Annotated in this window: 26 protein-coding genes; 13 read left to right on the forward strand and 13 right to left on the reverse strand. The window is 59.1% G+C overall.

Going from position 1 to position 26,733, the window contains the following annotated elements; all coding sequences use genetic code 11:
• Positions 1–18 precede the first annotated feature (18 nt).
• The 7 genes from ispD (at position 19) to rpoS (ending at position 5,907) form a co-directional block, all read left to right on the forward strand.
• Positions 19–729, forward strand: a complete 711-nt coding sequence (gene ispD / locus WFO70_RS15400; protein WP_337017248.1) for a 2-C-methyl-D-erythritol 4-phosphate cytidylyltransferase — start codon at positions 19–21, stop codon at positions 727–729.
• The gene (gene ispF / locus WFO70_RS15405) at positions 729–1,208 is read left to right on the forward strand and encodes a 2-C-methyl-D-erythritol 2,4-cyclodiphosphate synthase (RefSeq protein ID WP_006811766.1); all 480 of its coding nucleotides are present in this window, start codon (positions 729–731) and stop codon (positions 1,206–1,208) included. The genes ispD and ispF overlap by 1 nt, the downstream gene beginning before the upstream one ends.
• Positions 1,205–2,254 (forward strand): tRNA pseudouridine(13) synthase TruD, encoded by a 1,050-nt coding sequence (gene truD, locus WFO70_RS15410; protein ID WP_337017250.1) that lies wholly within the window; start codon positions 1,205–1,207, stop codon positions 2,252–2,254. The genes ispF and truD overlap by 4 nt, the downstream gene beginning before the upstream one ends.
• Entirely contained in the window at positions 2,235–2,996 is a 762-nt protein-coding gene (surE, locus tag WFO70_RS15415; protein ID WP_337017252.1) for a 5'/3'-nucleotidase SurE, read from the forward strand. Before truD ends, surE begins: the two co-directional genes overlap by 20 nt.
• Positions 2,990–3,616, forward strand: a complete 627-nt coding sequence (locus WFO70_RS15420) for a protein-L-isoaspartate(D-aspartate) O-methyltransferase (protein ID WP_337017254.1) — start codon at positions 2,990–2,992, stop codon at positions 3,614–3,616. The genes surE and WFO70_RS15420 overlap by 7 nt, the downstream gene beginning before the upstream one ends.
• Positions 3,617–3,732: 116 nt before the next feature.
• On the forward strand, positions 3,733–4,854 hold the full coding sequence (gene nlpD / locus WFO70_RS15425; RefSeq protein ID WP_337017256.1) for a murein hydrolase activator NlpD: 1,122 nt from the start codon (positions 3,733–3,735) through the stop codon (positions 4,852–4,854).
• 60 nt (positions 4,855–4,914) lie between these two features.
• Entirely contained in the window at positions 4,915–5,907 is a 993-nt protein-coding gene (rpoS, locus tag WFO70_RS15430; protein ID WP_032613624.1) for an RNA polymerase sigma factor RpoS, read from the forward strand.
• 53 nt (positions 5,908–5,960) lie between these two features.
• Here the strand turns inward: rpoS and WFO70_RS15435 are convergent, their stop codons facing one another.
• The gene (locus WFO70_RS15435; protein ID WP_337017257.1) at positions 5,961–6,338 is read right to left on the reverse strand and encodes a DUF4440 domain-containing protein; all 378 of its coding nucleotides are present in this window, start codon (positions 6,336–6,338) and stop codon (positions 5,961–5,963) included.
• Positions 6,335–7,537 carry an MFS transporter gene (locus tag WFO70_RS15440; protein ID WP_337017258.1) on the reverse strand — a complete coding sequence of 401 codons (1,203 nt, stop codon included), beginning with the start codon at positions 7,535–7,537 and terminating at the stop codon, positions 6,335–6,337. Before WFO70_RS15440 ends, WFO70_RS15435 begins: the two co-directional genes overlap by 4 nt.
• Before the next feature lie 108 nt (positions 7,538–7,645).
• On the opposite strand from WFO70_RS15440, the gene WFO70_RS15445 reads away from it, so the two are divergent.
• Positions 7,646–8,533 (forward strand): LysR family transcriptional regulator, encoded by an 888-nt coding sequence (locus WFO70_RS15445; RefSeq protein ID WP_337017479.1) that lies wholly within the window; start codon positions 7,646–7,648, stop codon positions 8,531–8,533.
• Here the strand turns inward: WFO70_RS15445 and WFO70_RS15450 are convergent.
• Complete coding sequence (locus tag WFO70_RS15450) at positions 8,530–8,937, reverse strand: MarR family winged helix-turn-helix transcriptional regulator (protein ID WP_337017259.1); 408 nt, start codon at positions 8,935–8,937, stop codon at positions 8,530–8,532. The two genes, WFO70_RS15445 and WFO70_RS15450, sit on opposite strands and share 4 nt — an antisense overlap.
• Positions 8,938–9,109: 172 nt before the next feature.
• On the opposite strand from WFO70_RS15450, the gene WFO70_RS15455 reads away from it, so the two are divergent.
• Genes WFO70_RS15455 through WFO70_RS15465 form a run of 3 tightly spaced genes read left to right on the forward strand, consistent with a single transcriptional unit; the run spans position 9,110 to position 11,361 of the window.
• Complete coding sequence (locus tag WFO70_RS15455; protein WP_337017260.1) at positions 9,110–9,712, forward strand: non-oxidative hydroxyarylic acid decarboxylases subunit B; 603 nt, start codon at positions 9,110–9,112, stop codon at positions 9,710–9,712.
• Positions 9,702–11,126: a non-oxidative hydroxyarylic acid decarboxylases subunit C gene (locus tag WFO70_RS15460; protein ID WP_337017261.1), complete on the forward strand. Its 1,425-nt coding sequence runs from the start codon at positions 9,702–9,704 to the stop codon at positions 11,124–11,126. Before WFO70_RS15455 ends, WFO70_RS15460 begins: the two co-directional genes overlap by 11 nt.
• Positions 11,127–11,139: 13 nt before the next feature.
• Positions 11,140–11,361: a non-oxidative hydroxyarylic acid decarboxylases subunit D gene (locus WFO70_RS15465; RefSeq protein WP_045331306.1), complete on the forward strand. Its 222-nt coding sequence runs from the start codon at positions 11,140–11,142 to the stop codon at positions 11,359–11,361.
• A 94-nt stretch (positions 11,362–11,455) separates the two neighbouring features.
• On the opposite strand, the gene mutS is transcribed toward WFO70_RS15465, so the two are convergent.
• Positions 11,456–14,017 (reverse strand): DNA mismatch repair protein MutS, encoded by a 2,562-nt coding sequence (gene mutS, locus WFO70_RS15470; RefSeq protein WP_337017262.1) that lies wholly within the window; start codon positions 14,015–14,017, stop codon positions 11,456–11,458.
• Between the two features lie 113 nt (positions 14,018–14,130).
• The gene (locus WFO70_RS15475) at positions 14,131–14,361 is read right to left on the reverse strand and encodes a SymE family type I addiction module toxin (protein ID WP_337017263.1); all 231 of its coding nucleotides are present in this window, start codon (positions 14,359–14,361) and stop codon (positions 14,131–14,133) included.
• Positions 14,362–14,546: 185 nt separating this feature from the next.
• Here WFO70_RS15475 and WFO70_RS15480 point away from each other — a divergent pair, with 185 nt between their 5' ends.
• Positions 14,547–14,891, forward strand: a complete 345-nt coding sequence (locus WFO70_RS15480) for a nitrous oxide-stimulated promoter family protein (RefSeq protein WP_337017480.1) — start codon at positions 14,547–14,549, stop codon at positions 14,889–14,891.
• A gap of 3 nt (positions 14,892–14,894) precedes the next feature.
• On the opposite strand, the gene WFO70_RS15485 is transcribed toward WFO70_RS15480, so the two are convergent.
• The 6 genes from WFO70_RS15485 to ascF all read right to left on the reverse strand — a co-directional run bounded on the left by WFO70_RS15485 (position 14,895) and on the right by ascF (position 22,022).
• Complete coding sequence (locus WFO70_RS15485) at positions 14,895–16,121, reverse strand: MDR family MFS transporter (RefSeq protein WP_337017265.1); 1,227 nt, start codon at positions 16,119–16,121, stop codon at positions 14,895–14,897.
• 18 nt (positions 16,122–16,139) lie between these two features.
• Positions 16,140–16,901, reverse strand: coding sequence for an ABC transporter ATP-binding protein (locus tag WFO70_RS15490; RefSeq protein WP_337017267.1), 762 nt, complete (start codon positions 16,899–16,901; stop codon positions 16,140–16,142).
• Positions 16,901–17,938 carry a FecCD family ABC transporter permease gene (locus WFO70_RS15495; RefSeq protein WP_337017269.1) on the reverse strand — a complete coding sequence of 346 codons (1,038 nt, stop codon included), beginning with the start codon at positions 17,936–17,938 and terminating at the stop codon, positions 16,901–16,903. Before WFO70_RS15495 ends, WFO70_RS15490 begins: the two co-directional genes overlap by 1 nt.
• Positions 17,938–18,936, reverse strand: coding sequence for an ABC transporter substrate-binding protein (locus WFO70_RS15500; protein ID WP_337017271.1), 999 nt, complete (start codon positions 18,934–18,936; stop codon positions 17,938–17,940). Before WFO70_RS15500 ends, WFO70_RS15495 begins: the two co-directional genes overlap by 1 nt.
• A 191-nt stretch (positions 18,937–19,127) precedes the next feature.
• Positions 19,128–20,552 carry a 6-phospho-beta-glucosidase gene (locus WFO70_RS15505; RefSeq protein ID WP_337017273.1) on the reverse strand — a complete coding sequence of 475 codons (1,425 nt, stop codon included), beginning with the start codon at positions 20,550–20,552 and terminating at the stop codon, positions 19,128–19,130.
• 18 nt (positions 20,553–20,570) lie between these two features.
• Positions 20,571–22,022: a PTS cellobiose/arbutin/salicin transporter subunit IIBC gene (gene ascF / locus WFO70_RS15510; RefSeq protein ID WP_337017275.1), complete on the reverse strand. Its 1,452-nt coding sequence runs from the start codon at positions 22,020–22,022 to the stop codon at positions 20,571–20,573.
• Between the two features lie 244 nt (positions 22,023–22,266).
• Between ascF and WFO70_RS15515 the strand changes: the two genes are divergently transcribed.
• Positions 22,267–23,280, forward strand: a complete 1,014-nt coding sequence (locus WFO70_RS15515; RefSeq protein WP_337017277.1) for a LacI family DNA-binding transcriptional regulator — start codon at positions 22,267–22,269, stop codon at positions 23,278–23,280.
• Here the strand turns inward: WFO70_RS15515 and WFO70_RS15520 are convergent, their stop codons facing one another.
• The gene (locus tag WFO70_RS15520; protein ID WP_337017279.1) at positions 23,281–24,933 is read right to left on the reverse strand and encodes an SgrR family transcriptional regulator; all 1,653 of its coding nucleotides are present in this window, start codon (positions 24,931–24,933) and stop codon (positions 23,281–23,283) included. It lies immediately after the preceding gene.
• Positions 24,934–25,057: 124 nt separating this feature from the next.
• Entirely contained in the window at positions 25,058–26,548 is a 1,491-nt protein-coding gene (nagE, locus tag WFO70_RS15525; RefSeq protein WP_337017281.1) for an N-acetylglucosamine-specific PTS transporter subunit IIBC, read from the reverse strand.
• Positions 26,549–26,733: the final 185 nt, after the last annotated feature.

Genomic DNA, 26,733 nt, shown 5'->3' on the forward strand with positions numbered 1-26,733 from the left:
GGCCCAGGATTATTAGCCATGGCAGTCACTTTTTCGAACGTATGCGCCGTTGTGCCAGCCGCCGGGTTTGGCCGGCGCATGCAGACAGAATGTCCTAAGCAGTACCTTTCAATTGGTGATAAAACGATCCTCGAGCACACCGTGGCGGCGCTGCTGGCGAACCCACGCGTGACGCGGGTCGTTATCGCCATCAGCCCGGGCGATGCCCGCTTTGCCGCGCTGCCGCTGGCCCACCATCCGCAGGTCACCGTGGTGGACGGTGGCGCAGAGCGCGCCGATTCGGTGCTGGCAGGTCTCCAGGCCGCCGGTGACGCGCAGTGGGTGCTGGTGCATGACGCGGCGCGCCCGTGCCTGCATCAGGACGACCTGGCGCGGCTGCTGGCCATCAGCGAAACCAGCCGCGTCGGCGGTATTCTCGCCGCGCCGGTCCGCGATACCATGAAGCGCGGCGAACCAGGCGTTCCGGCTATTGCCCATACGGTAGAGCGCGTTGACCTCTGGCACGCGCTCACGCCGCAATTTTTCCCTCGCGAGCTGCTGCAGGCCTGCTTAACCCGGGCCCTGAACGAAGGCGCAACCATCACCGACGAAGCCTCGGCGCTGGAGTACTGCGGTTTTCACCCGGAACTGATTGAAGGGCGCGCAGATAATATAAAAGTGACGCGCCCCGAAGATTTACAGCTGGCAGAATTTTATCTTACCCGTTCGACCCATCAGGAGAAGGCATAATGCGAATTGGACATGGTTTTGACGTACACGCCTTTGGCGGCGAGGGCCCAATTATCATTGGCGGCGTACGCATCCCTTATGAAAAAGGACTGCTCGCGCATTCTGATGGTGATGTTGCCCTGCACGCGTTAACCGACGCGCTGCTGGGTGCGGCGGCGCTGGGCGATATCGGCAAGCTGTTCCCGGACACCGATCCGGCCTTCAAAGGGGCCGACAGCCGCGAACTGCTGCGCGAAGCCTGGCGTCGGATCCAGGCTAAAGGCTATACCCTGGGTAACGTAGACGTGACCATCATTGCCCAGGCCCCGAAAATGCTGCCGCATATCCCGCAGATGCGGGTGTTTATTGCCGAAGATCTCGGTTGCCATATGGACGACGTCAACGTTAAAGCCACCACCACCGAAAAGCTCGGCTTTACCGGTCGCGGTGAAGGTATCGCCTGTGAGGCCGTGGCGCTGCTGGTGAAGGCGGCCAAATGACGGATTTCGATAACCTGACGTACCTGCACGGTAAACCGCAGGGCACGGGCCTGCTGAAGGCCAATCCGGAAGATTTCGTGGTGATCGAAGATCTGGGCTTTGAGCCGGATGGCGAGGGCGAGCACATTCTGGTGCGGATCCTGAAAAACGGCTGCAACACCCGTTTTGTTGCTGAAGCGCTGGCTAAGTTCCTGAAAATTCACGCTCGTGAAGTGAGCTTCGCCGGGCAAAAAGATAAACACGCGGTCACCGAGCAGTGGCTCTGCGCCCGGGTGCCGGGTAATGGGATGCCTGATTTAAGCCAGTTCCAGCTTGAGGGCTGCAAGGTGCTTGAATACGCCCGTCATAAGCGCAAATTGCGCCTTGGCGCGTTAAAGGGCAACGCCTTTACCCTGGTGCTGCGCGAAGTGAGCCATCGCGACGAGGTCGAAAAGCGTCTTACTGCCATTAACGAACAGGGCGTGCCGAACTACTTCGGTGCCCAGCGTTTTGGTATTGGCGGCAGCAACTTACAGGGCGCGCTGCGCTGGGCGCAAAGCAATGCCCCGGTGCGTGACCGCAATAAACGCAGTTTTTGGTTGTCGGCAGCCCGCAGTGCGTTGTTTAATCACATCGTGAGCGAACGTCTGAAAAAAACAGACGCGAATCAAGTTGTTGTTGGCGATGCGCTACAATTAGCGGGACGCGGCAGCTGGTTCGTTGCCACCGACGAAGAAATGGCCGATCTGCAGGCGCGCGTCAATGCGAAAACGCTGTTGATCACCGCGGCCCTGCCGGGTACCGGCGAATGGGGCCCGCAGGGCGAGGCGCTGCAGGCGGAGCAGGCAGCCGTCGCCGGTGAAACAGAATTATGCTCTCTGCTGGTGCGGGAAAAAGTCGAAGCGGCACGCCGGGCGATGCTGCTCTATCCGCAACAGCTGAGCTGGAACTGGTGGGATGACGTAACCGTCGAGTTACGTTTCTGGCTGCCGGCAGGTAGCTTTGCCACCAGTGTTGTCAGGGAACTTATCAACACTTCGGGTGACTATGCGAATATTGCTGAGTAACGATGACGGGATCCATGCGCCGGGCATTCAGACGCTGGCTAAGGCGCTGCGTGAGTTCGCTGAGGTGCAGGTTGTGGCTCCCGATCGTAACCGCAGCGGTGCCTCTAACTCGTTAACCCTTGAGTCGTCCCTTCGCACCTTTACCTTCGACAACGGCGATATCGCCGTTCAGATGGGCACCCCGACGGACTGCGTCTTTCTCGGTGTTAACGCCCTGATGCGACCGCGTCCGGACGTGGTGGTCTCCGGCATTAATGCCGGGCCCAATCTGGGCGATGACGTGATCTACTCCGGCACCGTGGCGGCCGCGATGGAAGGGCGCCATCTCGGTTTTCCTGCCCTGGCCGTCTCCCTCAATGGCCATCAGCATTACGACACCGCTGCCGCGGTGACCTGCTCCATTTTGCGGGCGCTGAGCCGCGAGCCGCTGCGCACCGGGCGGATCCTCAATATCAACGTCCCGGACCTGCCGCTGGAAGAGATCAAAGGCATTCGCGTGACGCGCTGCGGCAGCCGACATCCGGCGGATAAAGTGATCCCGCAGGAAGATCCGCGCGGGAACACGCTCTACTGGATTGGCCCGCCGGGTGAAAAGCACGATGCCGGGCCGGATACCGATTTCGCCGCGGTGGACGAGGGCTACGTTTCGGTTACGCCGTTGCATGTAGATTTGACCGCGCATAACGCGCAAGATGTGGTGTCAGACTGGCTGGATCGTGCCGGGGTGAATTCACAATGGTAAGTAAACGTGTACAAGCACTTCTGAATCAATTACGCACGCAAGGTATTACTGATGAGCGGGTGCTTAATGCCATCTCGCTGGTACCGCGTGAAAAGTTCGTTGATGAGGCGTTTGAGCACAAAGCGTGGGAAAACGTCGCCCTGCCGATAGGTCAGGGGCAGACCATTTCGCAGCCCTATATGGTGGCGCGCATGACCGAGCTGCTGGAGCTCACGCCCGACTCACGGGTCCTGGAGATCGGCACCGGTTCGGGCTATCAGACCGCTATTCTGGCGCACCTGGTGCATCATGTCTGCTCGGTTGAACGTATTAAAGGTTTGCAGTGGCAGGCGCGTCGTCGTCTGAAGCAGCTTGATTTACACAATGTTTCTACCCGTCACGGCGATGGCTGGCAGGGCTGGAAGGCTCGCGGCCCGTTTGATGCCATTATCGTGACGGCCGCACCGCCGGAAATCCCGGTTGCGCTTATGGCACAGCTGGACGACGGCGGGATCCTCGTTTTACCGGTGGGCGATGAGCATCAGCTATTGAAGCGTGTTCATCGACGGGGCGACGAGTTCATCATCGATACCGTAGAAGCTGTACGTTTTGTGCCTCTGGTAAAAGGAGAGCTGGCCTGAGACTCGGATTTTTCCAGGGTTATTCAGGCCAATTCAGCGTATGGTGTGGCGCCAAAGCGCGTGACATTACGGTTAATTTTAAGTCACTGGTAACTAAAAACATTCCTGGGGGATAAATGAGCGCGGGAAGCCCAAAATTCACCATCAGCCGTGTTGCGGCACTGTCACTGGTTTCACTGTGGCTGGCAGGTTGTACATCCTCGAATAACGCCCCTGCGCCGGTGAGTTCAGTTGGCGGCAGCAGCAGTTCCGGCAATTCATCCGGCGGCATGCTGATCACCCCTCCGCCTAAGATGGGCACAACAACACAACAAACACCTCAGATTCAGCCTGTTCAGCCAGTGGTTACACAGCCAACACAGATTCAGCCAGTGGATCAGCCTGTTCAGACGGAAAATGGCCGCATTGTGTATAACCGTAAGTATGGGAACATTCCGAAAGGAAGCTATACCGGCGGCAGCACCTACACCGTAAAACGCGGTGACACGCTCTTCTATATCGCCTGGATCACCGGGAACGATTTCCGTGACCTTGCGCAACGAAATAACGTCCAGGCCCCGTATGGCCTGGAAGTTGGCCAGACGCTGCAGGTGGGCAACGCAACGGGCAAACCGCTCACGCCAGGCAACACCGTATCGGTGGCAGACGTGACGGCGCAAAATAACAGTGTGACGCCTGCGCAAAAATCAAGCACAGTGGTTGCGTCGCAACCTGTAATTACGTATTCTGAGGATTCAGGTGAACAGAGTGCTAACAAGATGTTGCCGAACAATAAAGGGACTGGGACTGTTGTCACAGCACCCGTCACGGCACCTGTCGTTAGCTCTACCGTGCCCGCTGCCAGTAGTCAGACATCCAGCTCGCCAATCTCTTCCTGGCGCTGGCCGACTGAAGGCAAGGTTATCGAGAACTTTTCTTCCTCCGAGGGGGGAAATAAAGGGGTCGATATCGCAGGGAGTAAGGGACAGGCTATTATCGCGACCGGAGATGGACGCGTGGTATATGCCGGTAACGCTCTGCGCGGTTACGGTAATCTTATTATCATAAAACACAACGATGATTACCTGAGTGCCTACGCCCATAACGATACGATGCTGGTCCGGGAACAACAAGAAGTTAAGGCGGGGCAGAAAATAGCTACCATGGGTAGCACCGGAACCAGTTCTACACGCTTGCATTTTGAAATTCGTTACAAGGGGAAATCCGTAAACCCGCTGCAATATTTACCGCAGCGATAATTTGGCGGGACATACCACTTTGGTTGTCTTGTTCAGGGATCACGGGTAGGAGCCACCTTTATGAGTCAGAATACGCTGAAAGTTCATGATTTAAATGAAGACGCGGAATTTGATGAGAACGGAGCTGAGGTTTTTGACGAAAAAGCCTTAGTAGAAGAGGAACCCAGTGATAATGATTTAGCTGAAGAAGAGCTGTTATCGCAGGGTGCCACTCAACGTGTGCTGGACGCGACTCAGCTTTACCTTGGGGAGATTGGATACTCCCCACTGTTAACAGCGGAAGAAGAAGTTTACTTCGCGCGCCGGGCATTGCGTGGTGATGTAGCTTCACGCCGTCGTATGATTGAAAGTAACCTGCGTCTGGTGGTCAAGATTGCCCGTCGTTACAGCAATCGTGGTCTGGCTTTGCTGGATCTGATTGAAGAGGGCAACCTGGGGCTGATCCGCGCGGTAGAGAAATTTGACCCTGAACGTGGGTTCCGTTTCTCAACATACGCGACGTGGTGGATCCGACAGACCATCGAACGGGCAATCATGAACCAAACCCGTACGATCCGTCTGCCGATTCACATCGTGAAAGAGCTGAACGTCTATCTGCGTACCGCACGCGAGTTGTCCCATAAACTGGACCACGAGCCAAGCGCGGAAGAGATTGCCGAGCAGCTGGATAAACCGGTTGATGATGTAAGCCGTATGCTGCGTCTCAACGAGCGTATTACCTCCGTCGACACCCCGCTGGGTGGCGATTCCGAGAAAGCGCTGCTGGACATCCTGGCCGATGAAAAAGACAACGGCCCGGAAGACACCACGCAGGACGATGATATGAAACAGAGCATCGTCAAATGGCTGTTCGAACTGAACGCCAAACAGCGTGAAGTGCTGGCACGTCGTTTCGGTCTGCTGGGGTATGAAGCTGCGACACTGGAAGACGTCGGTCGTGAAATCGGCCTGACCCGTGAACGTGTTCGTCAGATTCAGGTTGAAGGTCTGCGTCGCCTGCGTGAAATCCTGCAGGGTCAAGGGCTGAATATCGAAGCGCTGTTCCGCGAGTAAGCCACTTTTCGTCAAAAAAAGGCCCGTCGAGAGACGGGCCTTTTTCTTTTGGGCTACGGCTGTGCCGTTTCGTGCAGCAGACGCCAGGTTATCCCATCGCCTTCCTGATTAAGCACCGCGGTTGACCAACGCACGTTGACGGGCTGGTCCGGCCGGGTTTGCGTCTCCCGATAGTGAAGCACCGCGCCCTGGGCCCACGCCTGCCGCGTCGTTAATTCGTCAATGACGATCTTCAGGCCGGGACGGCTTCCGCGCTGGCTCTCCAGAAAACGGGCCAGGCCGTTATAGTCGACCTGCACACCACCCGGCGGGATCATCAGAAAATCCGGGCTGAAGCGGGCGAGCAGGGCGTCGTAATCGCCTTCGCCTTTGCCTAACCAGTTTTCAAGCGCAATGTGGAGGTCGATAATGTCGTGTTCGAAAGGTGTCATGAATTCTCCTGTCGCAGCTGGGTGAGCACCTGCGTATTGTTAAGACGAAAAACATACAGTACAGGCAACAAGGTCATGCCTGCGGCAAAAATAAACATCCCGTGCCACGCGGCGAGCGGTGGCAGCCAGAGCTGCGCCAGGTTCAGCGCCTGCGCCAGCAGCAGGGCACCGGCAAAAAAGCTCAGTTGACGATTGAGATTCCACAGGGCGCTGGCATCCGGCATATCTTCCCGGCGCGTGGTCAGAAACGCGCTGCTCTGAGCCGTGCTGCTGCACAGGCTTCCTCCCGCGCCCATCAGGGTAAACGCGACGGCAGGCAACAGCGTTGACAAGCTGACGTCAATCAAAAGCAGAATACCCGCCGCCTGCAACAGGCAGCCGATGACGAACAGCGGTCGGGGGCCGATGCGGTTAAAATAGCGGCCCGTCGCCGTGATGGCTATAAACGATGCCACAGACCACGGCAGCATCAGCATTCCCGTTGCGGTTGGGCTCATGTTCGCCTCGTGCTGCAGATAAAACATCCCCGTGACGTTCACCCCAATAAACATACCGGGTACACAGACATAGACCAGCATGGAAAAACGCAAAAGCGGGTCTGCGAGCAGAGGCAGGTTTAGCAGCCTGGCCACTTTCATTGCGGGCATTTCGTGCTTAAGCCACAGGCAGGCCAGAGCAAAGGTCACGAGGGCAACCGGAAGCGTGGCGAAAAATATCCATCGCCAGTTTAGCGTCTGCACCAGCAGGCCTCCGACAGCAGGGGAGCAGGCGGGAGCGAGCAACGCTACGAGCATGACCGCGGAGGAGAGCCGGGCGCGCTCGTGAGGCTTAAACTGCTGCCAGGTCAGGGCCTGTCCGACGGGTATCAACAGGCCACCTCCCACCCCTTGCAGCACGCGCCAGGCGATCAGGCTTTCAAGCGATGCGGACAAGCCTGCCGCAACAGAGGCTGCACTGAACAAAAAAAGCGAGAGCAGGATGACGTGCCTTGGCCCGATGCGTCGCGTCAGCACAGAGCTGAACGGGATCACCAGCGTCAGGCCGGCAATGTACCCGTTACTGACCCAGGCAAGCGTGGAAGGCGTGGCGTTAAAATCGTGAGCCATCGCCGGAAAGGCGACGCTGGCAATGAACATGTTGATCAGATCTAGAAAAAAGCCCAGCAGATAGACTGCGGCGACTTTGCTGCGATACGTCATGGTGGATCCTCCGGTGAGGTGGCGTATCGTATCGGCCCGGCAGGCACGGATAAACCTGACAAAGCGCGATATACTGTCAAAATCATTTTGACAGTAAAAAGAGCGATGATGATTAACTTACAGCGCACGCAGATGTTTGTTGCGGTGGCCGACACCGGCAGTTTCACGGCGGCAGCGGATGCGATGGGCCTGACAAAAGCGGTGGTCAGCTTCAATATTCGCCAGCTCGAAGCGGAGCTGGGCGTCACCCTGCTGCTGCGATCCACCCGCCGTCTGACGTTAACCGAGGCGGGCGCGCTGTTTCATCAGCGCAGCGTCGCGCTTCTGAAAGAAGCAGAGCAGTTGCAGCATGATGTCCGTGCCAACCATGCGGGGCTCACAGGGGAACTGCGGATCACCACCACGCCGGAGTATGGCTCGCAGGTCGTGGTGCCGCTGCTGGCAAGGTTTAGCCAGCAGCACCCGGATCTTCGCGTGCGTCATGTTTCGTCGTCACTGCACGCCGACCTTATCTCGGAGCGCTTTGACGTGGCCATCCGGCTGGGAACGCTTGCCGATTCGCGCTACCACGCTGCGCTGATTTCGCACTTCTCCATTCTCCCCGTCGCGACGCCCGAGTGGCTCGTTAGACATCCGGTCGAATCGCTGGCGCAGCTGGCGCAGGCCGACTGGATTATTCACGAGCGCGTCGCCTCGCCGCTGCACTGGCAGGTGAAAGATGCCAGCGGTACGCCTGAAGCACTGGAGATTAAAAAAGCGCCGCGTCTGTTTGCCGACAGCGCGCAGGCGCTCATGGCCTTTGCGCTGGCGGGAGGTGGAGTGGCGTTACTGCCGGAATGGCTGGCGCGCGATGCGCTTGATGCGGGAAAACTGGTCCCGGTTTTACCGGGCTATACCTTTGCGCAGCAGGGCATCTATGCGGTCTATCCTGATGCCCGGCATGTGCCCGCGAAGGTGCGCACCTTTATTGATTTTATGCGCACCAGCGTGAATTAATCGTGCATCATCTTTTTGATGAGAGCAGAGAACTGCTCCCGCTCGGCCTTGTTGAGACGCCCTAAAAACGCCTCATCCACCTCGTTGCCCACCGGTTTAGAGCCCGCAAGCAGGGCTTCACCTTCTGGCGTCAGGAAGACAAACCGGCGGCGCTTATCTGCCGGATCGTGCTCGCGTTTGACCAGTCCGCGAGCTTCCATCCGGCTCAGCATTTCCGCCAGGGTCGCTTTGGTACTAACCGCCACTTCGGTCAATGCCACCTGCTCAATGCCCGGATGTTCGGCAATTGAGCGCATAACCGCGTACTGCGGTTTGGTCAGCTCTGGTAGGGCATGCTGCCACTGCGCGGTATGCTGTTGAAAAAGCTGACGTAACAGGTGGAACGCCTCTTGTCTTAGTTCCATGAACACTCCGACGCAAAAATTCTCTCTCTATGATAGCCGCTATTGCTCTCTATTTTAACGCGGCATGTTTTAGCCATTCGTGTGATCGTATGCGAACGATCTTGCCAGAAAAGCGATCCGGGAGTAGCTTAATTATAATGTTCGTGTACGAACAAATTGATTGAGGTGCTGAATGAGATTGATAGTGGGGATGACAGGGGCGACCGGTGCGCCGCTCGGGGTGGCACTGCTGCAGGCGCTGCGCGACATGCCGGAAGTGGAAACTCACCTGGTGATGTCGAAGTGGGCTAAAACCACCATCGAGCTGGAAACGCCCTATACCGCTCAGGACGTTGCCGCTCTGGCCGATGTGGTCCACAGCCCGGCGGATCAGGCCGCCACTATCTCCTCCGGTTCGTTTCGTACCGACGGCATGATCGTTATCCCCTGCAGCATGAAAACGCTGGCGGGGATCCGCGCTGGCTACGCCGAAGGGCTGGTGGGGCGTGCTGCTGACGTGGTGTTGAAAGAGGGGCGCAAGCTGGTGCTGGTCCCGCGGGAAACGCCGCTCAGCACTATCCACCTGGAGAACATGCTGGCTCTTTCGCGCATGGGCGTGGCGATGGTGCCGCCCATGCCCGCCTATTACAACCACCCGCAAACCGCCGATGATATTACCCAACACATTGTGACCCGGGTGCTCGACCAGTTTGGTCTGGAGCATAGCAAAGCCCGTCGCTGGAAAGGTTTGCAGGCGGCCAGAAATTTTTCACAGGAGAATGAACATGGCATTTGATGATTTGAGAAGCTTCCTGCAGGCGCTCGATGAGCAAGGGCAACTGCTGAAAATTCAGGAAGAAGTGAACGCTGAGCCGGATCTGGCGGCGGCGGCCAACGCTACCGGGCGCATAGGCGATGGCGCGCCTGCACTATGGTTTGACAACATTCGCGGCTTTACCGACGCCCGCGTGGCCATGAACACCATCGGCTCCTGGCAGAACCATGCCATCTCGATGGGGCTGCCGCCGAATACGCCGGTTAAAAAGCAGATCGATGAGTTTATTCGCCGCTGGGATAAGTTCCCGGTTACGCCGGAGCGTCGTGCCAACCCGGCATGGGCAGAGAACACCGTCGACGGCGAGGCGATCAACCTGTTCGACATACTGCCGCTGTTTCGCCTGAACGACGGCGACGGCGGGTTCTATCTCGATAAAGCCTGCGTGGTCTCCCGGGATCCGCTGGATCCGGATAACTTCGGCAAACAGAACGTTGGCATTTATCGAATGGAAGTAAAGGGCAAACGCAAACTCGGCCTGCAGCCGGTGCCGATGCACGATATCGCCCTGCACCTGCATAAAGCGGAAGAGCGGGGCCAGGATCTGCCGATTGCGATCACCCTGGGCAACGATCCGATTATCACCCTGATGGGGGCCACGCCGCTGAAGTACGATCAGTCGGAATATGAGATGGCGGGTGCGCTGCGCGAAAGTCCGTATCCCATCGCCACCGCACCGCTGACCGGTTTTGATGTGCCCTGGGGATCGGAAGTGATCCTCGAAGGGGTCATTGAGGGGCGTAAACGCGAAATCGAAGGGCCGTTCGGGGAGTTCACCGGGCATTACTCCGGTGGCCGTAACATGACCGTGGTGCGTATCGACAAAGTCTCGTACCGTACAAAACCGATTTTTGAGTCGCTCTATCTCGGCATGCCCTGGACCGAAATTGACTACCTGATGGGCCCGGCAACCTGTGTGCCGCTCTATCAGCAGCTGAAAGCCGAGTTCCCGGAAGTGCAGGCGGTGAACGCGATGTACACCCACGGCCTGCTGGCGATCATCTCCACTAAAAAACGCTACGGCGGCTTTGCCCGCGCCGTTGGCCTGCGGGCGATGACTACGCCGCACGGGCTGGGCTACGTGAAGATGGTGATCATGGTAGATGAGGATGTCGATCCGTTTAACCTGCCGCAGGTGATGTGGGCGTTGTCATCGAAAGTGAACGCCGCGGGGGATCTGGTGCAGCTGCCGAATATGTCAGTGCTGGAGCTGGATCCGGGTTCAAGCCCGGCAGGGATCACTGACAAACTGATTATCGACGCCACCACGCCGGTAGCTCCGGATCTCCGCGGCCATTACAGCCAGCCGGTACAGGATCTGCCTGAAACCAAAGCCTGGGCAGAAAAACTGACCGCCATGCTGGCCGCACGTTAATAAGGAGGGGAAAATGATTTGTCCACGTTGTGCCGATGAACATATTGAGGTGATGGCAACGTCGCCGGTAAAAGATGTCTGGACCGTATACCAGTGCCAGCACTGCCTCTACACCTGGCGAGACACTGAGCCGCTGCGCCGTACCAGCCGCGAGCACTATCCCGAAGCGTTTCGCATGACGCAGAAAGATATCGACGAGGCCCCGCAGGTGCCGACCATTCCGCCGCTGCTGTAAAAAAAGCCGGGTGGCGGCTACGCCTTACCCGGCCTACGCGGTTCCAGTAGGCCCGGCAAGCATAGCGCCGCCGGGCGATACAGACCGCACCGAACTACACCAGATTTTTCAAGCGATAAATCCACTCCAGCGCCTGACGCGGCGACAGGGAATCCGGGTCGAGATTCTCCAGGGCTTCCAGCGCCGGAGAAGTCTCTTCAGCGGGCACCAGCAACGACATCTGCGTCCCGTCAACCTGGGTCGCCGCTGCGTTAGGCGCCAGGCTTTCCAGCTCGCGCAGCTTCTGACGCGCACGCTTGATCACCTCTTTCGGCACCCCCGCCAGCGCCGCCACGGCCAGACCGTAGCTTTTGCTCGCCGCGCCATCCTGCACGCTGTGCATAAAGGCGATGGTATCCCCGTGCTCCAGCGCATCCAGATGCACGTTCGCCACGCCCTCCATCTTCTCCGGCAGTTGGGTCAGCTCGAAGTAGTGGGTGGCAAACAGGGTCAGGGCTTTGATTTTATTGGCCAGGCTCTCGGCACAGGCCCACGCCAGCGAGAGACCGTCATAGGTCGATGTGCCGCGGCCAATCTCATCCATCAGCACCAGGCTGTACTCGGTAGCGTTGTGCAGAATGTTGGCGGTTTCGGTCATCTCCACCATAAAGGTCGAACGACCGCTCGCCAGATCGTCCGCCGCGCCTACGCGGGTAAAGATACGGTCGATGGGGCCGATCTCCACCTTTTGCGCCGGGACATAGCTGCCGATATAGGCCAGCAGGGCAATCAGCGCCGTCTGGCGCATATAGGTACTTTTACCGCCCATGTTCGGCCCGGTAATGATCAGCATGCGGCGCTGCGGCGACAGGTTCAGCGGGTTAGCGATGAAGGGTTCGTTCAGCACCTGTTCAACCACCGGATGGCGACCTTCGGTAATGCGCACGCCAGGCTTATCGCTAAAGGTCGGGCAGCAGTAGTTCAGCGTCTCGGCACGTTCCGCCAGGTTAACCAGTACATCCAGCTCGGCCAGCGCGGTGGCGCTCTGCTGCAGGTCCGCCAGGTGCGGCATCAGCATGTCGAACAGGGCGTCATACAGCTGCTTTTCCAGCGCCAGGGCTTTGCCTTTTGAGGTGAGGACCTTGTCTTCGTACTCTTTCAGCTCAGGAATAATGTAGCGCTCGGCGTTTTTCAGCGTCTGGCGGCGTACGTAGTGGATCGGTGCCAGATGGCTCTGCCCACGGCTGATTTGAATAAAGTAGCCGTGTACGGCGTTGTAACCGACCTTCAGGGTGTCCAGGCCGAGCCGCTCACGTTCGCGGATCTCCAGCTTATCGAGATAGTCCGTCGCGCCATCAGCCAGCGCGCGCCACTCGTCCAGCTCGTCGTTGTAGCCCGGGGCGATCACGCCGCCGTCGCGCACCAGCACCGGCGGGGCGTCAATGATGGCCTTTTCCAGCAGCTCGCGCAGTTCGCTGAATTCGCCCATCGCCTCGCGCAGCTTCTGCACCGGCGCGCTGTCGATCTCTGCCAGCTGGCTGCGCAGTTCAGGCAGCTGCTGGAAGGCGTGACGCATCCGGGCTAAATCGCGCGGGCGAGCGGTACGCAGCGCCAGACGCGCCAGAATACGCTCCAGATCGCCCACCTGGCGCAGCACCGGCTGCAGCTCGCTGTATCTGTCCTGCAGGGCACCGATGGTCTGCTGGCGTCCGGTGAGGGTGGCAACGTCACGAACCGGCATATGCAGCCAGCGTTTCAGCATGCGGCTGCCCATCGGGGTGACGGTGCTGTCGAGCACCGAGGCGAGGGTATTGTCTACGCCCCCGGCCAGGTTCTGGGTGATCTCCAGATTGCGACGGGTGGCGGCATCCATAATGATGCTATCCTGCTGGCGCTCAATGGTGATGGAGCGGATATGCGGCAGGGCGGTGCGCTGGGTATCTTTCACGTACTGCAGCAAACAGCCCGCAGCGCACAGGCCGCGCGGGGCGTTTTCAACGCCAAAACCGGTCAGGTCACGGGTGCCAAACTGCAGATTGAGCTGCTGGCGCGCGGTGTCGATCTCAAATTCCCACAGCGGGCGACGACGCAGGCCGCGGCGGCCTTCGAGCAGCGCCATTTCGGCAAAGTCTTCGGCATACAGCAGCTCCGCCGGATTGGTGCGCTGCAGCTCGGCGGCCATGGTTTCCCGGTCGGCCGGTTCGCTCAGGCGAAAACGCCCGGAGCTGATATCCAGGGTGGCATAGCCGAAACCCTTGCTGTCCTGCCAGATGGCGGCGAGCAGGTTATCCTGGCGCTCCTGCAGCAGTGCTTCATCGCTGATGGTGCCGGGTGTGACGATGCGTACCACTTTGCGCTCGACCGGGCCTTTCGAGGTGGCCGGATCGCCAATCTGTTCGCAGATGGCAACCGACTCTCCCTGATTGACCAGCTTCGCCAGGTAGTTCTCTACCGCGTGATGCGGGATCCCGGCCATCGGGATCGGTTCCCCGGCCGAGGCACCGCGTTTGGTCAGCGAGATATCGAGCAGCTGCGAGGCGCGTTTCGCATCGTCATAAAAGAGCTCGTAAAAGTCGCCCATCCGGTAAAACAGCAGGATCTCCGGATGCTGAGCTTTCAGCTTCAGGTACTGCTGCATCATGGGGGTGTGCGCGTCGAAATTGTCAGTAGTGGTCATGGAGTGATGATGTCCATTTCTTTGAAAATAGTGCTGTTCAGGCGACGCCAGGGTCGTGTAATGCCGCTATTGTCGCATGAAAAAAAGAGCCGGCGCAGCAAAATGTCACGACTTTACGAGGCATCTTCCGCCTCCAGTTCGATCACTAATTTCCCCTGTTCGACCAGCACCCGCACCCGGGAATGGGTTTTAAAACCGGCCTCTTCCAGCCAGTCGCCTTTTAAACTCAGGGCGGCATGTACGCTGTAGCGCGTCGGGATCTTGGTTTTACGATCCTCGTGACGCTTTCTGTAATAGCCCACGGTGAGACGGCGGTTGGGTCTGGAAATACACATATCCGACATAGAAACTCCTTTTTCGCAAGGAAGGAACTGTGAAAACACCTGTATAAAATGCCAGTAAAATGCGGTGGAGACAAACGCATAACTGCGAGGCGCCTTCAGGAAACGCAATGTAAAAGATGAAATCGGGCTGAACATGCTGCCTGGAAAAGGTATTATTAATGCAACTTATCATCAGGTATCAGGCCATGTCAGGAAAACGGATCGCGCGCGAAAAAGAGACCATCCGCAAGATGATCGCGCTGTATGAAAAGCAGTGCCCGCAGGCATCAAAAGCCGAGGGGCACTACCCGGCGCTGAATGCGTACGCCGACAAGCGGCTGGACAAATGCGTGTTTGGCGAGGAAAAACCGGCCTGCAAGCAGTGCCCGGTTCACTGCTATCAGCCGGCTAAGCGGGAAGAGATGAAACAGGTGATGCGCTGGGCAGGGCCGCGGATGCTCTGGCGCCACCCGATTCTGACGATTCGCCATCTGATTGACGATCGCCGCCCGGTCCCGGCGCTGCCGGAAAAGTACCGTCCGAAAAAATGACCCTCAGGCACGCGGCCTGCGCATCGGGCGGCAGATAACGACCATGGCGAGGGCACTGCACAGCGGGAACACCGCCAGCACCAGCCAGGGAGTGCTCGCCCCGACGGAGGGCGTCAGCGCCTGGTCGAGCAGATCGCCCAACAACAGATTTCCCGCCAGCACCGCACAGCCGCCAGCGGTGGCCAGGGCTCCGTAGTGTGCGCCTAAGGTCGATTCACTCGCAAACCACGGCACCACATCTTTACCCGCAGGCACCAGCAGCATCTGCCCGGTGGTCAGCAGCGTGACAAAGCAGGCCGCAGGCAGCAGACGCAGCCAGCCGGTTGCCGGTTCTGAAGGGGCGAAGAGCGCGACGCTCAGGAACGACGCGGCAATCAACAGAAAGCCCACCGGCAGGATCCGCACCGCGCCAACCCGACGGGCAAAGCGCGCCAGCGGCAGCTGAAAGAGGATCACCAGTCCCGAGGCCAGCATAAACAGCGGACCGAGATCTTTTTCGCTCCCTCCGGCACGCTGGATCTCAACCGGCAGCGCCAGATAGAGCTGGTTATAGCTTAACAGCCAGCTGCTCCAGGCGATGATGAACGCCACGAACCGCGGCTGGCGAAAGGTGGTCCACCACGGCGCGATCTGCAGCGGCTGGTTTTTTGTCGACCCGGCCGGCAGGCAGAAGAACAGCACAATCAACGCCACCACGAAGACCGCGGCACCCGCCAGCGCCACCTGGCGAAAACCCAGCCCGGTGAGCAGCGCGCCCGCTACCGGGCCCAACACTGCACCCAGCTCACCGCACACCGCAAACAGCGCAAACCACTCGGCGCGGCTGCGTTTGCCCTGCGCCTCGCTGCGGGTTCCGGCTTTTGCCAGCAAGGCTTCGATAGAGGGGGAGAAGAGCGCGCCGCCGATCCCGGTGAGGCAGGCCCCGGCGATGATGACGGGCAGGCTGTCGCCAAAGGCCAGCAGCAGGTAGCCCACCACCCGCACCACGCAGCCGCAAAGAATGATAACCCGTGCGCCGTAGCGGTCGGAGAGGGCGCCGCCAACGATAAACATCCCCTGCTGGGAGAAGGTCCGCAGCCCGAGCACCAGCCCGATAACCCCACCGGAGAGCAGCATATCGTCGCGTAAAAAGATCGCCAGGAAGGGGACAACGGCATAAAAACCGATATTAAAAATAAACTGGCTGCCCAGTAACACGGGCGGCCAGAGTTGCGTGGCGGGTCGAATCATGTCACCTGTTACCTCGCCTCAGACGAGGAAGTGGATATGTTTTTTGCCATGATCCGGGGAGCGTTCGATGCGGGTTTTTACCCGGAATATCTCCCAGAGCAGCTCTTCGGTCAGGATCTCCTGCGGCGTACCGCTGGCGACCACGCGTCCTTTCTGCATCACAATCAGCGCATCACAGAACATTGAGGCGTGGTTAAGATCGTGAATGGCGACAATGCTGGTGACCGGCAGCTGGCTAATCAACTGCATCAGCTGCATCTGATGGTGAATGTCCAGGTGGTTGGTGGGCTCATCCAGCAGGATCTCGGTCGGCATCTGCGCCAGCGCCCGGGCAATGTGCACCCGCTGGCGTTCCCCGCCGGAGAGGCTCAGCCAGCCCTGATCGCTGTTATGCAGCATATCCACCGTCTTCAGCGCCTGGGTTACCGTTTCGTCATCCTGCGCCGTCCAGCCGGAGAACGGGGAGTGGTGCGGGATCCGCCCCAGCTTTACCACGTCACGCACGCGCATATTGGCGTCGGTCATGCCGTGCTGTTCGACAAAGGCCACCCGACGGGCGAGCTGCTTTTTCGGGATGTCGTTAATGCTTTTGCCGTCCACCGCGACGGTGCCGCTGTGCGGGCGACGCAACCCGGCGAGGATCCGCAGCAGCGACGATTTGCCAGAGCCGTTCGGCCCCAGCAGGCCGACGGTCTGCCCCTGGGATACTGCCAGAGAGACATTGTCGACGATGACCTTTTTACCCACCTTCCAGGTGATATTCTCAGCAGTAATGCTCATCACTTATTCCTTGAACGGTAGATAATCACGGCAAAGAACGGCACACCCACCAGCGCGGTGACGACGCCAACCGGCAGGCTTTGCGGGGCGATCAGCAGGCGGGAGGCGATATCCGCCAGCACCATCAGGATCGCCCCGGCCAGCGCACTGGCGATAAGCAGCGTGCGGTGCAGCGGGCCGAAGAAGAAGCGCATCATGTGCGGCACCACCAGGCCGACAAAGCCGATGGAGCCCGCCATGCTGACGATGGTGGCGGTCATTAATGCAGTGACGATAAACAGGATCAGGCGTACCCAGGGGACGGCGATCCCCAGCGAGGCGGCGGCATCGTCGCCAAAGGTGAAGGCATCCAGTGCCCTGGCGTAATACAGACAGATCGCCAGACCCACCAGCATCACGACCAGCACCAGCTGGAATTCCGGCCATCTCACGCCGCTAAAGCTGCCCAGCAGCCAGAACATCACGTCGCGCGCCTGCTGGGCGCTGGCCGAGGTGCTGACGGTCCAGGCGGTGATGGCGTTAAACAGCTGCGAAGCGGCGACGCCTGCGAGGATGGTGCGCTCGCTGCCGCCGCGGGCTCCGTTGGTCAACAGAGCCACAAAGGCGAAGGCGGTAAAGGCCCCGGCAAAGGCCCCGGCGGAGAGGGTAACGGTGCCGCTGCCAATGCCCAGCACCACCACCGAGACCGCGCCGGTCGACGCTCCGGCAGAGACGCCCAGCACGTAAGGTTCGGCGAGGGCGTTTTTCAGCAGGCTTTGCAGCACCGCGCCGCAAATCGCCAGCCCCGCACCGCAGCAGGCCGCCACCAGCGCCCGGCTGAGGCGGAAGTCCCAAATCACGCTCTCGTAGATGCGGTTGAGCGGCTCCGCAGTTAAACCCATTTTATTGGTAATGGCGTAGACCACGCTCTGCAGGGGGATCGACAGCTCCCCCACGCTGACGCCAAAGGCGATCACCAGCAGCAACGCCACTACCGCCAGGAAACCCGACGCGGGCAGCAGCCAGCTCTGTCGGGTCTGTTGCACCACTGCGGTCATTAATTCAGTCCCATCTTTCTGAGCTGCTCACCAATCTGTTCCGCGCCGTAGACAGTGCGGATGGTCGGGTTCATCGCCTGGCCGTCCATGACCACAATGTGCCCTTTTTTAACGGCGTCGAGCTGGCTGACGGCCGGATCGCTCTTCAGGAATTTGATTTTTTCTTCGGCGTTATCCAGCGCCCAGCGGTTGCGGTCGAGACTGGAGACCACGATCACGTCCGGGTTGGCGGCGATAATGCTCTCCCAGCCCACGGTCGGCCATTCGGTTTCGGAGGTGATGGCGTTGTGGCCGCCCAGCACGTTGGCGATAAAGCCGGAGGCGCTGTTTTTCCCGCCGACGTAGGCGTCAGAAGACGGGGAGGAGCTGGAGAACCAGAAGACAAACGACAGGTCTTTGTGGTTTTTGCTGAATTCTGCGCGCAGGTCGGCTTCGCGTTTTTTGAAGTCGGCAATCAGCGCCTGACCGCGATCTTCAACGTTAAAGATTCTGGCGAAATCTTCGATCTCTTTATAGAGGAAGGTCATGTCCCACAGCTTCTGGCGGCTGCCGTACATGTCGCCAACGTCTTTTTTGGTGGCGCACATGCCCGGTGACATATAGCTGTTGACGCCCACGGTAGCCAGATCTTCGCGTTTGGCGACTTTGCTTTCTGGCCCCAGCAGCAGCGGCAGCTGCGCCGGAACGAAGTCCGGGTTTTGCGCCAGAATGGATTCCAGGGTCGGGATCTCCACGGTCAGCGTTTTGACTTTTTTGTTCTGTTCAGCCAGCTGCGGCAGCACTTTGGTCGGCCAGAAGGCGCTGGCCGCGACCTTATCTTCAAGGCCTAACAGCAGCAGAATCTCTACGGTGTTTTGTCCCAGCGCCACGACGCGCTCCGGCGCTTTGGTGAAGGTTTCTTTGTATCCGCAATTCTCAATCGTCAGAGGATACGTGGTCGCAAAAGCGGAACCGGCTGTTGCGATCAGCAATCCTAATGCGCTGATGACCTTTTTCATGAAACGCTATCCTTCATTAATTGAGTGATGACAGCCGGGCGCTGGCTGAGAATGAATATCATTTATTTCGGCGGAGTTTTATACAATGATATATTCATGGTGTCAATGAACGATAATAACGGCATGAAATTATTGGATTTACTTCTAAGTTTAGAGGCCGGGCAAGCGCAGCGCCGCCCGGCGAAGGGGGATTAATCTAAATCTGCACCGTTGCTGGCGATCACTTTCTTATACCACCAGAACGATTTTTTGCGTTTGCGATCCAGAGTGCCGTTCCCGGCATCATCGCGATCGACATAGATAAAGCCGTAGCGCTTGCTCATCTCGCCGGTTGAGGCGGCCACCAGATCGATACAGCCCCAGCTGGTGTAGCCGATCAGCGGGATACCGTCTTCAATCGCATCGCCCATGGCGCGGATATGCTCCCGCAGGTAGCTGATGCGGTAGTCGTCGTTGATCTCGCCGTTGGAATCAATCTCATCTTTCGCCCCCAGGCCGTTCTCCACCAGGAACAGCGGCTTCTGGTAGCGGTCGTACATCATGTTCATGGTGATGCGCAGCCCCAGCGGGTCGATGCCCCAGCCCCATTCGCTGACCTCGATGTGCGGGTTGCGCAGGGACTTCACGATGTTGGCGGCGCTGGTGTTGCCCGCGTTCATGTCCGCCGAGGCGCAGCGCGAGGCGTAATAGCTGAACGACACAAAATCGACGGTGTTCTTCAGCAGCGCGTCATCGCCCGGGTCTTTGACAATCACCACCCCTTTTTCGCGGAACACGCGGGCCGAGTAGGCCGGATAGCTGCCGCGCGCCTGCACGTCGATAAAGAACAGGTTCTCCCGGTCTTTCTCCAGCGCCATCCACACGTCTTCCGGTTTGCAGGAGTAGGGGTAGAAGTTGCCCCCCGCCAGCATGCAGCCCACCTGGTTTTCCGGGTTCACCTCATGAGCGATTTTGGTCGCCAGCGCGCTTGCCACCAGCTCGTGGTGCGCGGCCTGGTATTTCACCTGATCTTCGTTTTCACCTTCCTCGAACACCAGCCCGGCCCCGGAGAAAGGGCTGTGGAGCATGATGTTGATTTCGTTGAAGGTCAGCCAGTATTTCACCAGCCCGTTAAACTCCTCAAAGCAGGTGCGGGCGTAGCGGGCGAAGAAGTCGACCATCTTGCGGTTGCGCCAGGAGCCGTACTCGGTCACCAGGTGCATCGGCACGTCGAAGTGGCACAGGGTCACCAGCGGCTCGATGTTGTACTTTTTGCACTCCTCGAACACCGCCCGGTAGAAGGCAATCCCCTCTTTATTCGGCAGCGGCTCGTCACCATTCGGGTAGAGACGGCTCCAGGCAATCGAGGTACGGAATACCGTGAAGCCCATCTCGGCCATTAAGGCGATATCTTCTTTATAGCGATGGTAAAAATCGATCGCGTCGTGGCTGGGATAGAACTCGTCATCACGCAGCGAAAAGCGTTTTTCCTTGCCGACTTTTACCGCCAGGCGGTTGGCGCCGTGGGGGATCATATCGACGGTGGTCAGGCCCTTGCCGCCTTCGCGGTATGCGCCTTCGCTCTGGTTAGCGGCCAGTGCGCCGCCCCATAAAAATCCTTGTGGAAAAACTGACATTGTTACCTCGCTTTCTGTTTATGCTTGTGCTGCTTTGGCCTGAACCGGTGCGGTTTGCAGCGCGCGCGCTTTTTCCGCTTCCTCTTCTACCGGGATATCTTCAAAGCCCAGGATCAGGGTCAGCACGAAAGAGAGCACCACGGCCAGGGCCATCACCCCGAATACCCAGACGATAGACATCGGGTTAGCCGGGTCGAAGAACTGGACGCTGGTAAACAGGCCCGGTGCCGCCATCGAGTGGCTGGCCAGTCCGGCAATCCCGGCCACCGCGCCGCAGATAAAGCCGCTGATCAGGCTGGCAATTAACGGGCGTTTCAGGCGAACCGCGACGCCGTACAGCGCCGGTTCGGAGATCCCCGCCATGATGGCTGAGGCCGCCGCCGCCAGCGCCGTCTGGCGCAGTTCCGGGTTTTTGGTTTTCCATGCTACCGCCAGCGACGAACCGCCGAGTGACAGGTTGGCACCGATCTCTGATGGCATCACCATCCCCTCTTTGCCGGTTTCGGCAATGGTCTGAATGATGGTCGGCGTAAAGACGCGGTGCATCCCGGTCATCACCAGCAGCGGCCACAGCGCGCCCATGATGGCGACGGAGAGCCAGCCCAGATAGCCGTGAATAGTGTAAACCAGCGCGGAGATGGCGCTACCGATCCAGATCCCCAGCGGCCCAATCAGGACGATGGCGAGCGGGGCGGCAATCAGCACGATCAGCATTGGCTTCAGGAAGTTTTTGGTGACCGCCGGGGTAATGCGATCCACCCAGCGTTCGATGTACGACAGGCACCAGGTCATCACCAGCGCCGGGATCACCGTGTAGGTGTATTTCACCGCCGTCACTGGAATGAAGGCAAACTCAACTTGCTCGCCCTGCGCGGCTTTCGCCATCAGCTCGATAAAGCTTGGGTGCACCAGCACGCCTGCAATAGCGATCGCCAGCGACATATTGGTTTTGAACTTCACTGCGGCGGAGGCCGCCACCATCAGCGGCAGGAAGAAGAACGCCCCGTCGCCGATCACCGTCAGAATGGTCAGGGTCGGCTCGCCTTTGGTCAGCACGCCGGTCATCTCGAGGATCATCGCCAGCAGTTTGACCATCGACCCGCCGATGATCGCCGGGATCAGCGGGGACATAGTGCCGATCAGCGCGTCGAGGATCCCCGCGCCAATGCGTTTCAGGGTGAGCTTTTGCGGCCCCTGAGGCGCGGCAGGCTGCATATCAGCAGGCAGCAGGCTGACCACCTCGCGGTAGGCCTGGGACACGGTATTGCCGATGATCACCTGGCACTGGTTGTCGTTGCGCACTACCCCCAGCACGCCGCTGATGTTCTTAAGCGCAGCGCTGTCGATCAGGCTCTCGTCTTTCGCCACAAAGCGCAGACGGGTCATGCAGTGGGTAACGGCGACGATGTTCTCTTTGCCGCCGAGCGCGCTGACAACGGCATGCGCCAGCGCAGCATAATTTTTGGCCATCGGGTTGTATCCTGTTTTATCAGTAAGGTACGTCTTCACCGTCTGCAACGATGAAACTTATATAGGAAACCGGTTCCACAAAATCATGAAGAGTTTTCTGAGATCAAACAAGATCGCGTTTTGACCATTTTTTAGATTCGTGATGACGATCACCGAACGCCATCAAAAGCGTGCGATCCGCGCTGCGACAATTTTCACGCGGTGCAGTACACTGCCGCTCATCAGATTCAGACGGAACAGATTGATGACCACGATGCTGGAAGTGGCGAAGCGGGCAGGGGTCTCGAAGGCGACGGTTTCCCGGGTGCTTTCGGGCAATGGCTACGTGAGCCAGGAGACAAAAGACCGGGTTTTTCAGGCGATTGAGGAGAGCGGCTACCGCCCCAATTTACTGGCGCGCAACCTGGCGACCAAACGCACGCAGACTCTCGGGCTGGTGGTGACCAACACCCTCTACCACGGGGTCTACTTCAGCGAGCTGCTGTTCCACGCCGCCAGAATGACCGAGGAGAGAGGGCGACAGCTGATCCTCGCCGATGGCAAGCACAGCGCCGACGAAGAGCGAAAAGCGATTCAGTATCTGCTCGATATGCGCTGTGATGCGATCATCATCTACCCGCGTTTTCTCAGCGTCGATGAGATGGACGAGATCATCCAGAAGCACGAGCAGCCGGTGATGGTGCTCAACCGTCGCCTGCGTAAAAACAGCAGCCACTGCGTCTGGTCGGATCATAAAGCTTCCAGCCAGGCGGCGGTATCGACCCTTATCGAACAGGGCCATCGGGATATCGCGTTTATTACCGGTTCGCTGGACTCTCCCACCGGGATCGAGCGTCTTTCCGGCTACAAGGACGCGCTGGCTGCGCACCGCATTCCGCTGCGCGAATCGCTGATTGCCGAGGGCAAATGGACCCCGGCCAGCGGGGCGGCAGGGGTAGCGACGCTGCTGGCCCGCGGCGAGCCTTTTACCGCGCTGGTGGCGAGCAACGACGACATGGCCATCGGTGCCATTAAGCAGCTTCACGACAGCGGGATCCCCGCGCCGGGAGCCGTTTCGGTGGTGGGTTTCGATGACATTGCGATGGCCCCGTACGTGGTGCCCGCGCTCTCCAGCGTGCGCGTGCCGGTGACCGAGATGGTGAAAGAGACCATCAGCCGCCTGATCTTTATGCTCGACGGCGGGGAGTTTACCTTCCAGCAGACCTTTGCCGGGGAGCTGATCCTGCGTGATTCAGTAATCCCCGGTCCGCACCGCTAATTACAGGACGGCGGCCGGGGGCAGCCAGGCGCGGGTAAAATCGAGCCAGCCGCCCGCGGTCAGGACCATATCCTGCACGTTTTCCAGAGCGTTGATCCGATAGCGATAGTGGAACAGCGGCGTGCAGCGGCCCTCCGCCAGCAGGCGCTGGAAAAAGGGCGTCAGGTGGGCGTGAAAATACGCTTCGCTGTCGCTGTTTTGCATCAGCTGCTGTTTTGCCGTTTCCCAGCCCGCCTCGCCCAGCGCCGTAGCCCAGGCCGGTTCATAGATAAACCACTCCGCCAGCGCAAAGGCGGCCATTCCGGTCGCCAGATGATCCCCCAGCAGCAGATCGGCATCCGCCAGCGTGTCCGTTTCATACCAGCCATCGCGATCTTTCCATTCGGTGTGCAGCTCACAGCCACGCGGCTGTAGCTGGAGACGCCAGATTTCAGCCAGCTCGCGCAGCTCCGGGGTGTTGTAGCACACCAGTTTCAGCCGGGGCGGCAGGTCGATATCTGCGGGGGCGGGCAGGGTCGGCACCTGCAGGCCGGGGAGGATTTCGGTGTGGATCTGCAGATCTTCCCGGTGGCCAAAGCACTGCTGGTTGAGCGTCAGGGCGGTCTGGCGCAGATACGCCGCCAGCGCTGCGGGCAGGTTTGCATTGACCATCAGCCACGCAAAACCCCCGCTGGTTGAGGTGACCGCTTCCTGCGGGGCGTTGCCTTTGCCTACCGTGATCCATGCCGGTTTATCGGCGACCGTGCCGGTGCGCCAGAACTCAATGGCGTGCAGCAGCGGATGGGTGGCAAAGTACCAGGGCTGGCGCTCGAGGCGCAGAAAATGCGAGTGGTGCCGGGCAATGGCGAAGGGGCCGGCACCCGTCTCCGGCTGTCGGGGGTGCGGCAGGCGGCAGACCGGATGGGCAAGACGATGGGCCAGCAGGGCATCCGGGGCATGCAGATAGATTGCCAGGCACCAGGGGGCAACGAGAGTCACCGCATCGATATGCAGTAACCCGCTGTTGCGCGCCGGATCGGCCAGCAGTTGCTGCACCGCACTCAGAATATCGTCGTCGCTCAGCGGCTGGCCGTTATGCCAGTGCGCACCGCTGCGCAGGTAAAAATGCCAGCGCAGTCCGTCCTCAGAACAGGCCCAGTGGTGGGCCAGATCCGCCACCGGCTGCGCCTGACCCGGTTCATAGCGGGTTAACCCGGCGTGAACCGCGCAGATAATATGCTGCTCGGCGCGCCGACGATGCAGCGCCGGGTGCAGGGAGGTGAGCGGGCGATACCAGGGAATGCGCAGCGTCGGCTGGTGTTTGAGCCATTTGCCGCCAAGAAAGGGGGTGATGATGTGGTGCAGGCTGGCCGGATCGCCGTCCGCCAGCTGGAGTGCGCTCTGGTAATCCCCCTTATCCAGGCAGGCATGCATTAGCGGGGCGCTAAGTTCGCTGGTGGTCACCAGGCAGTGCAGGGTGGCGCGATGCCCTCGCCCGGCCTGTGCCTTCCAGCTTAACCAGCCGCTTTCGGTCAGCTGACGTAACAGCGTGCGGGCGTGACGCTCGCTGCACAGGGCCACCTCGGCCACTTCGGCCAGGGTGGTCAGTTTTGGTGTAGAACCGTAATGGACTGAGAGCCGCTGATACTGGCGGATTTTCTGAAGCTGACGCATGGAAGTTTCCGGGAAAAAACGCAATGGTCAGAGTGTAGGTGGTTTTGCGGAAGAAATAAGGGAGTGTTGTAGCAACTGTTCCGGTTTTATGCCCTCTCTCTGGTGACAGAGAGAGGGCGCGGTTTTATGCCTCGAGTCGCGCTCTGATTTTTAACGCGATGCTCTCAGCCTGTGGCCCCAGGATCACCTGCGCATTCTGCGTCCCCATCTTCAGAATACCTTTGGCACCAAGCGCTTTCAGCGCCGGTTCGTCAAGGACGCTGTTATCGGCCAGGGTCAGACGCAGGCGGGTGATGCAGGCGTCAACCAGCTTCAGGTTCTGCTCCCCGCCCAGCGCAGCGATGTATTGAGTGATGGCTTCGCTCTGATCGTCAGATTCGCCCGCTACGCTCTCATCATCTTCACGACCCGGCGTTTTCAGCTTGAAGAAGCGGATCGCAAAACTGAAGACCACAAAATAGATCGCAAAGAACAGGACAATCAGCGGGATCAGGATCCAGGGTTTGGTCGCTAATCCCCAGTTCAGCACGAAGTCGATCAGACCCGCCGAGAAACCAAAACCGTGCAATACCCCGAGGCTGTTGGCGATCACCATGCTCACGCCAGCCAGCACCGCATGCAGGGCATAGAGGGCAGGGGCAAGGAACAGGAAGGAGAACTCAATGGGTTCGGTGATCCCGGTCAGGAACGCGGTCAGAGCAACGGAAAGCAGCATCCCACCGACCGCCGAACGGCGCGCTTTCGGGGCCGCGAAGTACATAGCCAGCGCCGCACCGGGCAGCCCGCCCATAAAGATTGGGTACGCCCAGGCCATATAGACACCCGCATGCGGATCGCCCGCAAAGAAGCGGTTGAGATCGCCGCGGGTCAGATCGGTGGCAATCTGGGTGATGCTGGAGCCGTCAATACCCGGCACCGCGCCGCCGATCGCCAGGCCCTTCACCACATCCGGCGCAAGACAGATATTGTGAATACTGCTGGCCGCATCGTAGGTCACTTTCAGGCAGTCGCCGAGGCTGAACCAGAATACCGAGTGCAGAATATAGTGCAGGCCGAAGGGGATCAGCGCGCGGTTGAGGACGCCGTAAATAAACCAGCCCGGCTCACCGCTGCGGGACACCAGCAGGCTGAAGGTATCGATACCGTGCTGCACGGAAGGCCAGATATAGCCGCATACCCACGCCAGCAGCAGGCAGATCAGCCCGGTCATGATCGGCACCAGCCGCTTACCGGCGAAGAAGGCGAGAAAATCTGGCAGTCTGGTACTGGAGAAGCGGTTGTAACAGTGACCCGCGACCACGCCCGCGATGATCCCCGCGAAGAAGGACATGTTAATGGAGGCGTTAATCACTGCCGTGGCTTTGGTCAGCACCAAAAAACCGACAGCGCCTGCCAGGGCGGCGGCCCCGGCGTTATCTTTGGCCAGGCCAATGGCGATGCCGAGCGCAAAGAGCAGGGGCAGGCTGTCAAAAATGCCGCCGCCAGCACTGGCGATAAAGGGAATATTAAAGACGTCGGGCTGGCCCAGACGTAATAAAATCGCGGCGACCGGGAGGGTCGCGATAGGCAACATCAGCGCCTTGCCCAGGCGTTGCAAATAGCTAAATGCGTTCATAATATCAATGTCCAAATAAGGGGCTTAATTCACGGCGAAAAATAACACCTTTTCACCAGGGTTAAAACGGTGGGGAGTAAAAGTGTGATGTGGTTTGAATTAATATTTCGCTGATACCTTTCGTTTATTTATATTTAAATAAACAAGGATGTGTTTGATGAATACTTCCGCTTTTGAGCAATAAA

Origin of the sequence: Leclercia sp. AS011, assembly GCF_037152535.1 — a bacterium.
Classification (GTDB): Bacteria; Pseudomonadota; Gammaproteobacteria; order Enterobacterales; family Enterobacteriaceae; genus Enterobacter.